Annotated in this window: 9 protein-coding genes; 1 reads left to right on the top strand and 8 read right to left on the bottom strand. The window is 66.6% G+C overall.

Annotated features, from left to right (window positions below):
• Positions 1–7 precede the first annotated feature (7 nt).
• Both chrA and B4920_RS12505 read right to left on the bottom strand, forming a co-directional pair.
• Complete coding sequence (gene chrA, locus B4920_RS12510) at positions 8–1,372, bottom strand: chromate efflux transporter (protein ID WP_079435018.1); 1,365 nt, start codon at positions 1,370–1,372, stop codon at positions 8–10.
• The gene (locus tag B4920_RS12505) at positions 1,369–2,301 is read right to left on the bottom strand and encodes a chromate resistance protein ChrB domain-containing protein (protein WP_216819858.1); all 933 of its coding nucleotides are present in this window, start codon (positions 2,299–2,301) and stop codon (positions 1,369–1,371) included. The genes chrA and B4920_RS12505 overlap by 4 nt, the downstream gene beginning before the upstream one ends.
• Positions 2,302–2,414: 113 nt before the next feature.
• Here B4920_RS12505 and B4920_RS12500 point away from each other — a divergent pair, with 113 nt between their 5' ends.
• On the top strand, positions 2,415–3,467 hold the full coding sequence (locus B4920_RS12500; RefSeq protein WP_254050917.1) for a DMT family transporter: 1,053 nt from the start codon (positions 2,415–2,417) through the stop codon (positions 3,465–3,467).
• Positions 3,468–3,503: 36 nt separating this feature from the next.
• Here the strand turns inward: B4920_RS12500 and B4920_RS12495 are convergent, their stop codons facing one another.
• The 6 genes from B4920_RS12495 to B4920_RS12470 all read right to left on the bottom strand — a co-directional run bounded on the left by B4920_RS12495 (position 3,504) and on the right by B4920_RS12470 (position 12,847).
• On the bottom strand, positions 3,504–5,459 hold the full coding sequence (locus tag B4920_RS12495) for a helicase-related protein (RefSeq protein ID WP_079435015.1): 1,956 nt from the start codon (positions 5,457–5,459) through the stop codon (positions 3,504–3,506).
• Between the two features lie 83 nt (positions 5,460–5,542).
• Positions 5,543–7,372, bottom strand: a complete 1,830-nt coding sequence (locus tag B4920_RS12490) for an ABC transporter ATP-binding protein/permease (RefSeq protein ID WP_079435014.1) — start codon at positions 7,370–7,372, stop codon at positions 5,543–5,545.
• 11 nt (positions 7,373–7,383) lie between these two features.
• Positions 7,384–9,528 carry a TonB-dependent siderophore receptor gene (locus tag B4920_RS12485; RefSeq protein ID WP_079435013.1) on the bottom strand — a complete coding sequence of 715 codons (2,145 nt, stop codon included), beginning with the start codon at positions 9,526–9,528 and terminating at the stop codon, positions 7,384–7,386.
• 114 nt (positions 9,529–9,642) lie between these two features.
• Positions 9,643–9,864 carry a heavy-metal-associated domain-containing protein gene (locus B4920_RS12480; RefSeq protein ID WP_079435012.1) on the bottom strand — a complete coding sequence of 74 codons (222 nt, stop codon included), beginning with the start codon at positions 9,862–9,864 and terminating at the stop codon, positions 9,643–9,645.
• A gap of 50 nt (positions 9,865–9,914) precedes the next feature.
• On the bottom strand, positions 9,915–12,344 hold the full coding sequence (locus B4920_RS12475; protein ID WP_079435011.1) for a heavy metal translocating P-type ATPase: 2,430 nt from the start codon (positions 12,342–12,344) through the stop codon (positions 9,915–9,917).
• The gene (locus B4920_RS12470; protein WP_079435010.1) at positions 12,341–12,847 is read right to left on the bottom strand and encodes a heavy metal-responsive transcriptional regulator; all 507 of its coding nucleotides are present in this window, start codon (positions 12,845–12,847) and stop codon (positions 12,341–12,343) included. The genes B4920_RS12475 and B4920_RS12470 overlap by 4 nt, the downstream gene beginning before the upstream one ends.
• Between the last annotated feature and the right edge of the window lie 43 nt (positions 12,848–12,890).

The following is a 12,890-nucleotide window of genomic DNA, read 5'->3' as shown; positions in this document are numbered from 1 at the left end:
CGACACGTCACAGGAAGATCTTCACCAGAAAGCCGACGAGCGCGCAGGCGAGGATCACGTGGATGACATCCTGCTTGAAGCGGAACAGCGCAATCGCGGCCCCCAGCGCGATGAGTGCCGAGGTCCACTCGAACCCCCCGGCAAAACCTTGCGGCCACAGAACGTGATAACCGAAGAACAGCGCCAGGTTCAGGATGACGCCGACCACCGCCGCGGTGATCGCCGTCAGGGGGGCGGTGAACTTGAGGTCGTTGTGGGTGGTCTCGATGAAGGGCCCGCCAGCAAGGATGAAGACGAAGGACGGCAGGAAGGTGAACCAGGTCACCACCACGGCGGCCACGGCCCCCGCCAGGAACAGGCTGTCCGGCCCGAACATCGCCTTCAGATAGCCGCCGACGAAGCCGACAAAGGTCACCACCATGATCAAGGGCCCGGGCGTGGTCTCTCCCAGCGCCAGACCATCGATCATCTGGGGCGCACTGAGCCAGCCGTAGTGACCGACCGCCCCCTGGAAGACGTAGGGCAGCACCGCGTAGGCGCCGCCGAACGTCAGCAAGGCGGCCTTCGTGAAGAACCAGCCCATCTGCGTCAGCGTGTGTTCCCAGCCGTAGCCGGCCGTCAGCAGGCCCATCGGGAGCAGCCACAACAATGCACCGGCCACCGCCACCTTCATCAGCTTCAACCAGCCGAAGCGGGCGTGCTCCGGGGTTGGAGTGTCGTCATCGATCAGCGCGCGGCCGTAGGATTTGTCAGCCTTGCCATGGCCGCCCCCCGCCTTGAACATGTCCGGCGCCACGCGCCCGCCCACATAGCCGATGGCCGCCGCAGCCGCCACGATGGCCGGGAACGGAACGTTCAAGGCGAAGATCGCCACGAAAGCTGCAGCGGCAATGGCCCACAGTGCATTGTTCTTCAGGGCCCGACCGCCGATACGGTGGGCCGCCTGCATGACGATCGCCGTGACCGCCGGCTTGATGCCGTAGAAGAGTCCCGCCACGAGGGGAAGCTCACCGAAGGCTACGTAGATCCACGACAGCCCGATCAGGATGAACAACGACGGCAATACGAACAGCGCCCCCGCCACGATCCCGCCCCAGCTGCGGTGCATCAGCCAGCCGATATAGGTCGCCAGTTGCTGGGCTTCCGGCCCGGGAAGCACCATGCAATAATTGAGTGCGTGCAGAAAGCGTCGCTCCGAGATCCAGCGGCGGCGCTCCACCAGCTCCTGGTGCATGATGGCAATCTGCCCTGCAGGCCCGCCGAAGCTGACGAAGCCGAGCTTCAGCCAGAACAGGAAGGCTTGCCAGAAACTGACTTCGGCCGGCCCGACTTCCGGGGACGTCGATTCGAAGGCGTTGGAACGCTGATTCATGGTTTCGGGCCTTTCTCAAAAGAGGCCAGCAGTCCGTCAAACAGGCAGCCCGCCAGTGCAAGAAGCCGGTCGTCGTCGGCAATGGTGTCACACAGTCCGGCCAGAGCGCTCTCGATGCCGGCCGCTTCGGGCGGCTGCACGCCCCCCACATCCAGAAAATGCACCAGCCCGCCAAGGCGCTGCAGCGCCGGCGTTTCCAGGCCGAAACTGGCCAGCAGCACCTCGAAGCTCACCCGTGCCCCGACATGGGTGAAAGTGGCGCCGTCGAAATCGAAGCCCAGCGCGTCCGCCGGACAGTCCGCGGGGGATGCCAGCCAGAGCACGGTGGCGGCGGGATCGATGAAACGTCGGATCAGCCACGCACTGGCCAGCCGATCCACCCAGGGCCGGCATCGGGTCGCCCACACCCGCCCCTGATAATCCTGGCGCTTCAGACGCACCAGGGCATGGTCGATGGCCCGCGGCTCATCGGGTGACAGGGCCCAGGCGGCCTGCTGTTCCAGGCTCCGCAAAGCCTCGTCGGCCTGCTTCCGGGCCTCTCCCGGAAAGAAGTCGATCGCCACGAGATTCACGAAGGCCTTGCGGAGCTTGCGCGCGTGCTTCAACACTTCGGCTGCGCGCTCCTGACTCAACCCCCGCTGCGACTCGGTGACGTCGGCCAGCAGCGCGGCGTACTCGGTGCTGCGGTCGAACAAGGCGACGAAGCCAGCGTCGGCAGGCTCCTCCACCCGCAAGACCAATGCACTCCCCTCCGCGGCACGGATGTCGGCCGCGACGGCATCCAGCGTCGTCCGACAATCGTCCCGCTCCGGCATGAGGTACACGCCGTCCCGAAGCACGGCGGCCCCAGAAGCCTTGAGGCTACGCCAGGCCCGCATGCGGGCTGTCGCATTCTCGGTCGGGAGGCTGGTAATGAGGATAGTCCACATAAAAACAATCATACTCTACAAAATAGTAGATCTTTCTACGATTTTTATCGACATCCGGATGCGCTAGCGCCGACATGCCACAATCCCGGCGACGCCTACATCGCGCTCAACTCGTGAACACTCGACCTCTCAACATCAATACCGGGGTTGCGGCAGCGCTGGTTGCCGCCCTGCTTTTCGGTGCCAGCGCCCCGATCGCCAAATGGCTCCTCGAGGATCTCAGCCCGTGGCTGCTTGCCGGATTGTTCTACCTGGGCTCCGGACTGGGACTGACGGCCTATCGACGGATCACCCGCGCCCGGCCGGTAGTGCTCCAACGCGGCGAGCTAGGCTGGTTTGCCGGTGCCGTGCTGGCGGGCGGCGTCGTGGGGCCCGTGTTGCTGATGTTCGGGCTGACAGCGATGCCGGCATCCGCGGCAGCCCTCCTGCTGAACGCGGAAGGCCTGCTTACCGCACTTCTGGCCTGGTTTGTATTCCGGGAGAACGTCGATGGACGCATCGCGCTCGGCATGGGCGCGATTGCACTGGGGGCGGTCGTTCTGAGCTGGCCCCAGGAAGCACAACTCACCGGAAGCTGGCCTGCACTGGCGGTCCTGGGCGCCTGCCTGGCATGGGCGATTGACAACAACCTTACCCGCAAGGTCTCGCTGGCCGATGCGACATGGATTGCGGCAGTGAAAGGCATCGCTGCCGGAAGTGCCAACCTGGCACTCGCACTGGCGCTCGGCAATCGCTGGCCGGCGTGGACAAGCACGGCCCTGGCAATGGGCGTCGGCCTGCTCGCCTACGGTGTCAGTCTCGTGCTGTTCGTTGTCGCCATGCGCCACCTCGGCACAGCACGCACCGGCGCCTACTTTTCAGTGGCCCCGTTCTTCGGCGCCACGCTGGCCGTGCTCACCGGCGAACCGCTGACCGTCAGGCTTGTTGCCGCAGGCGTGCTCATGGCCATCGGCATCGGGTTGCACCTGACCGAAAGCCATGAACACGAACACGCTCATGCCGCACTGGAACACAGCCACGAACACGTCCATGACGAGCACCACCAGCACGTCCACGAGACAGCGGTGGCGCCGGGCACCCGCCATACGCATGCCCATCGCCACGAGCCGATGATTCACAGCCACGCCCACTTCCCCGACGCACATCACCAGGGGCATACCCACTGAAAACGGCATCCCGATGAAGCGGTGCGAAGCACGCAATCAGGTGCGTCGCACTGGCCAGTACCAGCTGGGCACGCCCTTGCGCCCACCACCGACCCCCTGTCGGTAACGGCTGCGCAGATGCCCATCCACGACTGCGATCCACGGCGCGAGCGCCGCATCCGCCATCTCGTGGTCAATGAAGAGTTCAGGCAGGCGATACGCAAACCAGCGATAGGCCGCCAGCAGGCGCACCGTAACCTCGGCCTCCTCCAATGACGCCCGCCGGGGCGACTTCGGCAGGAAATCCAGCGCGATGTGGCGCCCCTGGTTGGCCGCGTAAGCCCAACGTCGCCACTCGCCGTCGATGGTCTCGTTCTGGGACGCCATCGGCGCCATCGAGAACACGTGTTTCAGATGCAGGGACAGGTTCTTCATCCGGTCCAGCTGGGCCGCACGCGCCAGCTGCTCCTCGGGGATGTGCGGGACGAAGAAACCGTCGCCACAGTCCGCGTGGAGCTGAAACAAGGACAGCAGCGCCTCGAGCCGGTTGTCTCCCGACATCTGCGCAATCTGCTCGAGATAGGCGCTGCCCGCGGTGATCTGGAAGCCCTGCGTCTCGAGCGGGGCTTGATGCGTTTTCATCAGCGCAGCGACCACCTTGTGCTCATCGGGCGTGAGGCCCGCGACCACGCCCTCCTCTTCCCGATGACCGAAGCGCCCCGCCCGCCCGCCGATCTGCTGCAGCAGCGAAGGGGAAAGCGTATCCCGCGTCGTACCGTCGTACTTCTGGACCGCGGTGAACACCACCCGCTGGATCGGCAGGTTCAAGCCCATGCCGATGGCGTCGGTCGCCACCAGGATGTCGGCGTCGCCTTCGGCAAAACGCCGCGCCTCGCGTTCCCGCACCTCCGGCGACAGGGCGCCGTAGATGCAGGCCACGGACTTGCCGAGGGCCAGCAGATCGTCGCGCAGATTGAGCGCATCCCGCCGGGAGAAGACGATGAACGCATCCCCCGGGCGAGCGCGACGCAGCGCGCCGGCCGGATTGTTGGCCAGCGGCTGCCCCACCACCAGCGGGTGCTTGCGCTCCTTGCGCCGGATCTCCACCGGCAGGCCGAGACGCGCCGCCAGCGCAACAATGGCCGGCTCGGCCGACAACGCCCCCAGCAGCCACACTTCATTGGCGTTGGCCCCGAGTACCGCCTGGGTCCAGGCCCAGCCGCGGTCCGGATCGCTCAACATCTGGATCTCGTCGATGACCGCCACATCCAGCTCAAGACTGGGATCGAGCATCTCGATGGTGGAAGCCGTCACCCGACTGCCTTCGACGATGCGGCGCTCCTCTCCGGTCACCAACGACGCACTGACGCCGAACTCCTCGTTCAAGCGGGTGAAGGCCTCGAGCGCCAGCAACCGCAAGGGCCCCAGATACACCCCGCTGGCCGCCGTCGCCAGCCGCTCGAAAGCATCGTGCGTCTTGCCGGAATTCGTCGGCCCCAGGACGGCGATCAGCTTGCGGACGCGACGCCGCGCCGGAAAGGTGTCGGGGTAATCGGACAACCGGACTGAACGTCCGATCTGCTCCCCCAGATCCCGATGCCGGCGCTTGGCCCGCAAGTCGTTGAGAGACTGGCTGAGCCCCTTCGCCGCGGCGCTCAGATCGAGCTCGCCGCAGGACCAGGATTCGCGCAGCTTGCGCAGATTGGGCTGCAAGCCCTCTGCGACGCAGGCATCGAGGTAAGCCGCGATCGCCGTGATGGCCGCCTCCAGCGTCTGTTCCAGCCGGGCGCCCTGGGCTTCGAGCATGGTCTGCTCCAGCGCATCCCTCACATCGGCGGTCCGCCGGCGCCAGTGAGTCTCCTGCCCCAGGCAGCTCTCGGGGATGTGACCGAAGACCCGGTATTCCTCGCCATTGAGGCTGACGCGACGACCCGCCGCCAGCCAGACACGGTTGCCGCTGAAGGTCCGCGCAAAGCGCACGGCGGTCGGGGGTACGCGGGGCTGAAAATCCATGCAAATCCTCTTGAATGATGCGGAAAGCCCGCATCCCAAAAGCTCTCATGAAAACCCAGTCGACACAATCGACAGCCGCGTCTTCACACCGTATCCGCACTATGTGAAGACATCCGGATGCCGTGCCCCCATGGCCCGGCGTTTGTGGAGCGCCCACCTGCAGCCGATACATCGGCACCGCTCACCCCAGGATAACCGGCACCGCCGACCTGTTCTCCGAAGCGCAGACGTTCGAGTTCGGGAACCTCCAGCGCATGGGAATGAAAGGCGGTCAGACTCGCCCGATGGGCCACGCTGGCGAGGGCCAGCTGTGGCAGGCGCGCCAGCAGCATCCGGTAGAGCCGCGCCTCGTTGTCGGCATCCAGGGACGAGGTGGCCTCGTCCAGGAAGAGAAAATCCGGCCGCTGCAACATCACGCGGGCAAACGCGAGCCGCTGCTGCTCGCCGGGGGAGAGCCGGCGGGCCCAGTCGTCGCAGCGATCCAGTTCGCCAGCCAGCGCATCGAGCCGAACGTCCTCCAGAACCTGCTGGCACGCCGCCCGGCTGAAGGCGTGTTCTCCACTGGGATAGCACAGCGCAGCCTGGAGCGTGCCGGGCGGCAGGTAGTTGCGCTGCGGCACGAACATCATCCGCCCACCGGCCGGCCAGGCGATGCGGCCGCAGCCATGGGGCCACAGGCCGGCCAGCGCCCGCAGCAAAGTGCTCTTGCCGGCGCCGGACGGCCCCTTAACCAGCCATCGCTCGCCCGGCGCAATACACCAGCGGCCGAGGGACACCAAAGCCTCCCCCGACGGACGGCACAATTCGAGGTCCCGGACATCGACCGCCGCCCCGGCATGCTCTTCCACCTGGATTCCCCGCGCAGCCGGCGCCCCCATGGCCGCCTCAAACTCGCTCAGGCGACGGCACACCGAGCGCAGCAGGGCGATGTCCTTGTACTTGTAGATGAACCAGGACAAGGCCACCCGGACCTTCATCGCGGACTGGGTGAACTGGGTCAGCTCGCCCAGCGTGATGGAATGGGCAAAATAACGCGGCGCATTGAGCAGATAAGGGACCAGCGCCGCCCCTTCGGTGTACAGCGAGTCCAGCATGGTCACCCGCTTGGTGTAGGTCATGACCTGGCGCCAGTTGTCCCGCACAGCGGCAAAGCCGTGGCGCAGGCGGGCTTTCTCCGCCTCTTCCCCGGCATAGAAGGCGATCTGCTCCGCGCTGTCCCTGACCCGCACCAGCAACACCCGGAAATCGGCCTCGGCCTGCTGCTGGCGGTAATCGATCGCGGTCAGCCGCCCGCCGACCTTCTCCATCGCCAGCGAACCGACGGCGGCGAACAGGATCGAGGCCCACAGCGCATAGCCCGGAATCTCCAGGTCGAAGCCGCCCACGGCCAGGCTCATCACCCCGGACAGGCCCCACAGGATGATCGAGAAGGTCACCAGGTTGACGAGGTTGCTGAGGAGACCGAGGCCCAGGGACAGGGTATGGGTCGCCAGCATGCGCAGGTCTTCGGCAATGCGCTGGTCCACATTGTCCACCCGCCGCGCCTGCTCGATCCGGTAGAAGGTCTTGCCGTCGAGCCAGCGCGCCACGAAGACCTCGGTCATCCAGCTGCGCCAGCGCATCTCCAGGGCCTGCGCCGTGTAGGTGCGGGCGGTGCTCATGGCGACGCCGATGAAAGCCAGCACCGCCAGCTGCAACATCAGGTCCCAGAACGCGGCGACGTTGTAGGCGGCGAACGCATCGTAGAGATCGCGCTGCCAGAAGGTCACACGCGCCGCGCGCCACACGATGAGGAAGTCGAGCCCGATGATCAGGGCCAGCAGCGCGTACGCGCGCCAGCGCTCCTCGGAGCGCCAGTAGGCCGCGATCAGGGGGGCGGCCGAGCCGGCGATCCGCTTCGTGATGGCACGCATCGCCGCCCCGCTCAGTACTGGGCGCGCAAGGTCAGCGCAAAGCTGCGCGGCTCGCCGTAGCTGTTGTAGGTGTTCAGGCCGCCGAGCCGGGTGTAGTAGGTCCGGTCGAACAGGTTGTTGGCGTTGAGCTGGACGGAAAAGGTCTTGTTCAGCCGGTACGCCACCAGGGCATTGACGACGGCGTAGCCGCCCTGCCGGCGCACGGCGGCACTGCCGGTGCCGGACTGGCTGCCGCTGACGGCGATCAGCCCGAGGCCAACGTCGAGCCCTGCCGCACCGCCCTCGGTGAAGTGGCGCACGCCCCACAGCTTGGCCGAATTGCGCGGATCCCAGGTGTTGAAGGGCAGGCCCTCGTTGTTCGCGTCCTTCAGGTATTTGGCGTCCAAGCGGGCATAGCCGGCCTGGATCTCGTAGCCTGCCACCGGCCGGCCGGCCACCTCCAGCTCCCAGCCCTTGCTCTGCACTTCGCCGGAATTGAGATAGAAGCCGTCGTCGTTGAGGAAGGCGCGGTTGCGGTCGCGCAGGTCGAAAACCGCGGCAGAAGCGTTCAAGCGGCCATCGAGCAGCGCCGCCTTGGCGCCGATCTCGTACTGCCGCCCTTCACGCGGATTGATCGTGCCGCCATCGGATTTGAGCTGGGTCTGCGGAATGAAGATGCTGGAATAACTGGTGTAGAGGGTCACCGCGGGAACGATGTCGTACAGCACCGACGCGTAGGGCGTGAAGTGCTGGCGCTCGCGGGCGCCCTGGCTCCAGTCCGTCGGCGTGGATGGCGCCACCGAACGGGAACGGTCGTTGAAGGTACTGAGCCGGCCACCGAGCACCACGGTGAGCGGGTCCGCCGGCTTGAGGCGCAACTGGCCATACACGCCGTGCTGGCGGGTGTCGTTCAGCGAACCGGAGTTGTACGCCGAGGTGACCTCGGGGATGCCACCCGGCTGGCCGAAGGGCACGCCAGACACCAGATCGCGCTGCATGCCCAGGCCGTAGCCCTGCCCGGCCGCCTTCAGGGTCTCGTAGTTGTAGCCGACCAGGGCCTGGTGGCTGCGCCCGAAAAGGGAGAACGGTCCGCTGGCATAGACGTCGACGGCATTGCGATCGTAGTCGTAGTCGCCGATCCAGCGACGGTAGTTGAGCGTGTTGGTCTGCGGATTCACACCGCTCCAGGCGAAAGCATCCTTCCAGTACTGGGTCTGCTCACGTCGGTCGAGCTTGACGCGGGCCACCCAGCCGCTGCTGAAGCGCTGTTCGAGTTCGAGGAGATAGTCGTGGGTCGTCCAGTCCACCCGGCTCCAGTTCGGCTGCGGATTGATGGAACGCGAGGCCTGGGTCAGCGAGCCGGTCGTCCATGCCGGCAGTCCGATATAGGGCGCCCGCGTCCGGTCCTCCTGGGCGGTGACGGCCACCGACAGGGTCGTGGAGGGCGTCAGGTCCCAGTCGATGGTCGCGTAGCCGACCCACTTGCTGGTGCCCGTGCGCTCGTAGAAATACTGCCGGTCGGTCAGGGACATGACGGCACGCCCGCGCACCGTCCCGCTCTCGTTGAGGGCGCCGGTGACATCCACGTCGCCCTGGGTGGTGTTCCACGAGCCGACGCTGAGGGCGCCGGACAGCGCCGTATCCGCCTTGGCGCGCTTGCGCACCAGATTGACGACGCCGCCGGGGTCGCCGCTGCCGCTGAAAATCCCTGCCGGTCCGCGCAGCACCTCGACCCGCTCGAAGACCGACAGATCGAGCTGCGACTTGCCGGACAAGCCGTTGTAGGCCGGGATGCCGTCGTAACTCACGCCCAGCGCGTAGCCGCGGGAACGGTACTGGCTCTGGGTGGTGTCGTTGGAGATCACCGTCACGCCAGTGGCCTGGTTGAGGGCATCGGCGAGGGTCCGCAGGTTCTGGTCCTTGATGCGCTGTTCGGTGATCACCGTCACCGAGTTGGCGATCTCCTGCTGCTTGAGCAATTCCTTGCCGCCGACGCTGGCGCTGGAGGTGTAGCCGGTCGGCGCATTCCCGGTACCGACCTTGACCGTCTCGAACGCAGCGTCGCTGCTTTTCTCACTGCTCTGGCCGTAGGCAGGTACGGCAAAAGCGATTGCAATCGCCGCGGACAGGGACGTGAGTCTGAACAGTTGTGCTCCGGAAAGCTGGCTGGGTTTCATATCGCATTCCACAAAATTGAGGGCAAAGCTCCGCCATGGCGCACCGGGCGCACGACAGCCTGAGAGTGGGGAAAAAAGAGAGGATGAGGACGCGGGAGCGGCGAACGGGACGGATCAATACACGACCGTGAAACCGGTCTCCTCGATCCGTTCGCGGATGGCGGCCGGAGCGATGCGGGCCGTATCGAAGCTGACGGTCACCCGCTTGGTCTCCAGCACGATGTCGCTGGACTGGATGCCGTCGGTGCCGTCGAGGGCCTTCTTGAGGCGCCCCGAACAACCTCCGCAGCGCATGCCGTCCACGGTCAGTTCAAGGGTATCGGTGTGTTGGCTCATGGCAGTTTCCTTAAGTAATGAAATGAATGGACGAACAGTGCAAACCGGAATCACCGGCCGGTGCCGGGACGCCAGCGGTTGAGCAGCAGGGAATTGCTGACCACCGACAGCGAACTGAGTGCCATCGCCGCCCCGGCGACCACCGGATTGAGCAGGCCGAAGGCCGCCAGCGGGATGCCGAGGACGTTGTAGATGAAGGCGAAGAAGAGGTTCTGGCGGATCTTGCGCAGCGTCGCGCGGGACAGGTCGATGGCCGCCGCCACGTGGCGCAGGTCGCCATGCACGAGGACCAGATCGGCCGTCTCGACGGCAACGTCCGAGCCGCCGCCGATGGCGAAGCTGACATCGGCCAGGGCCAGGGCCGGCGCGTCGTTGATGCCGTCGCCGACCATGCCCACGTGGGGGCCGTGGACGGCCTGCAGGCGGCTGATCTCACGGGCCTTGTCCTCCGGGAGCACCTCGGCGTGGAAGCGGCTGATGCCGCATTGACGGGCAACGACCTGGGCGGTGTGGGCGTTGTCGCCGGTTAGCATGACTACCTCGACACCCTGCTCGAGCAGATGCCGGACGGCCTCCGGCGCGCCGGGGCGGATCGGGTCGGCAATCGCGAGGGCGCCCAGAGGCACGCCATCGACGGCCAGGACGACCACCGTCTGCCCGGCCTCCCGAGCCCTTTCGACGCCGTCGTTCAAGGCCGCAGGCCAGGCCTCCGCAGCCAGTTGCGCGCCGACCCAGCGGGGTGCGCCGAGCCTGACCTCATGACCGGCGATCACCCCGCGCACCCCCATGCCGGGCAGCGTCTCGAAACCCTGCACCTCAGGAATGGACACCTCGCGCCGCCGTGCGGCCTCGGTGATGGCCTTGGCGAGCGGATGAGCGGAGCCCGTCTCCAGCGCGGCAGCCCAGGCCAGCAGGCGCGGTGCGTCGGCCGCATCGGCGGTGATCACTTCCATCACGTCCGGCTGGCCGCGGGTCAGCGTGCCGGTCTTGTCCAACACCAGCGCGCGCAGCTTGCGCGCCTGCTCGATGACCGCCGCGTTGCGGATGAGGATGCCGGCGCGGGCCGACAAGCCCGTGCCGACCATGATCGCCGTCGGCGTGGCCAGGCCCAGGGAGCACGGGCAGGCGATCACCAGCACGGCCACCGCGTGATTCAGCGCGGTGGCGAATTCACCACTCAACCACCAGGTGAGCCCGAAAGTCAGCGTTGCGATCGCCACCACCGCCGGCACGAAGACGGCGGCAACCCGGTCCACCAGATGCTGGATCGGCGCCTTGGAGCCCTGGGCCTCGTCCACCATGCGGATGATGCGCGCCAGCAAGGTGTCCGCCCCAACCCCGGTGGCCCGCGCCCGCAGCACGCCGTTCTGGTTGATCGTCGCGGCATGCACCGGCAGGCCCGGGCGCTTGGGCACCGGGAGGCTTTCGCCGGACAGCATGGACTCATCCACGCTGGATTCTCCGCTGAGGACTTCGCCATCCACCGGCACGGCTTCGCCGGCGGCAACCACGAACACGTCGCCCAGCTTGAGGCTTGCCGCCTCCACCTCGACGATCTGGCCGTCCCGCTCCACGCGCGCCCGCTTGGGCTTGAGCTTGAGCAGCGCACCGATTGCCGAGGAAGTCTTGCGCTTGGCTCGCGCTTCGAGCAGGCGCCCGGCAAGGATCAGCGTCACGATGGCCGCGCTGGCCTCGAAGTACACGTGGTCGTGCAGGTCCAGCAGCCACACAACGGTGCTGTAGAGATAGGCGGCACTGGTCCCCAGCACCACCAGCACATCCATGTTGGCCGATCCGCCCCGCAGCGCATTCCAGGCGGCCCGGTAGAAGCGCGCCCCGGCCCAGAACTGCACGACGCTGGCCAGGGCCCACTGCAGCCAGCGCGGCAGCAACTCGGCGTGGGCCGGCGACAGCAGATCGTCGCCGAACATGGTGACCATCTGCGCGAGCAGCGGCAGCGTCGCCAGCCCCGCCCAGGCGGCCCGCCGGCGCTGGGCCCGCCACCCGGCCTCATCCTTGCGGTTCCGTTCGTCCAGCGCCTCGGCGTCCAGTTCGCCGATCTCGCTGGCGCCGAAACCGGCCCGGACGATTGCAGCAATGAGATCCGCGGGCGTCGCACTCCCCGGTGAAAACTCGACCCGCGCCTTGGCGGACGCGAAATTGACGCTGGCACTGACGCCGGGCAACTTGCCGAGAACCTGCTCGATCTGGCCGGCGCAGGCCACGCAGCTCATGCCGTCGATCTGCAGCGTGACGGTACTGTTCGGCACCACGAAGCCGGCCCGGTCGATCCGCTCGACCACCGCCTGGGCCGTGGTCTGGCTGGCATCGAGCTGCACATGCACGCGCTCGCTGGCGAAATTGACACTGGCGCGCACCCCCGGCAGCTTGTTGAGCGCCCGTTCGATGGTCGCCGCACACGCCGCGCAGGTCATGCCCTGCACCGGCAAGGTAAGAGAACGCATCCCCACGTCGCTCATGGCCTATCCTCCGATGCGACATGGCGGGTGGCGTGCTTGTTGCCGCAGCAGGATGGGTGCTCTGTGGCCTGAGCGACCGCGTCCTCAAGCGGAGGAACGGCACCTTTGGTGGCATTCAGGATCGGGCAGCACTCCAGCTCCCCGTCACCCGGGCAGGCCTTGACCAGTTCAGCCAGCTCGTCGCGGATGGCGATCAAGGCATTGATGCGCTCATTGATCTCCTGCAAGCGCAAGGTGGCCAGTTGCTTGACGTTGCGCACGCCTTTTTCCCGGTCGTTGGAGAAACCCAGCAGATCCCGGATCTCTTCCAGCGTGAAGCCCAACGTCTTGGCCCGGCAGATGAAGCGCACCCGCTCGACCGCGTCGACGGAGTAACGGCGATAGCCGGCCGCGGAGCGTGGCGGCGGCGACAGCAGCCCCTCGCGCTCGTAATGCCGGATCGTATCGATCGACACGCCAGCCCGCTCGGCGAGTGTCCCAATGGTGAAATGTTGGATGTCCATGGGAGCAATTTCATCCCTGGACCCAACACCAGGGTCAACTAAA

The organism is Zoogloea sp. LCSB751 (assembly GCF_002028455.1).
In the GTDB taxonomy this organism is placed as follows: Bacteria; Pseudomonadota; Gammaproteobacteria; order Burkholderiales; family Rhodocyclaceae; genus Zoogloea.
Note: the sequence above shows the minus strand (reverse complement) of the source record. Positions and strands in the feature narration are given on the sequence as shown.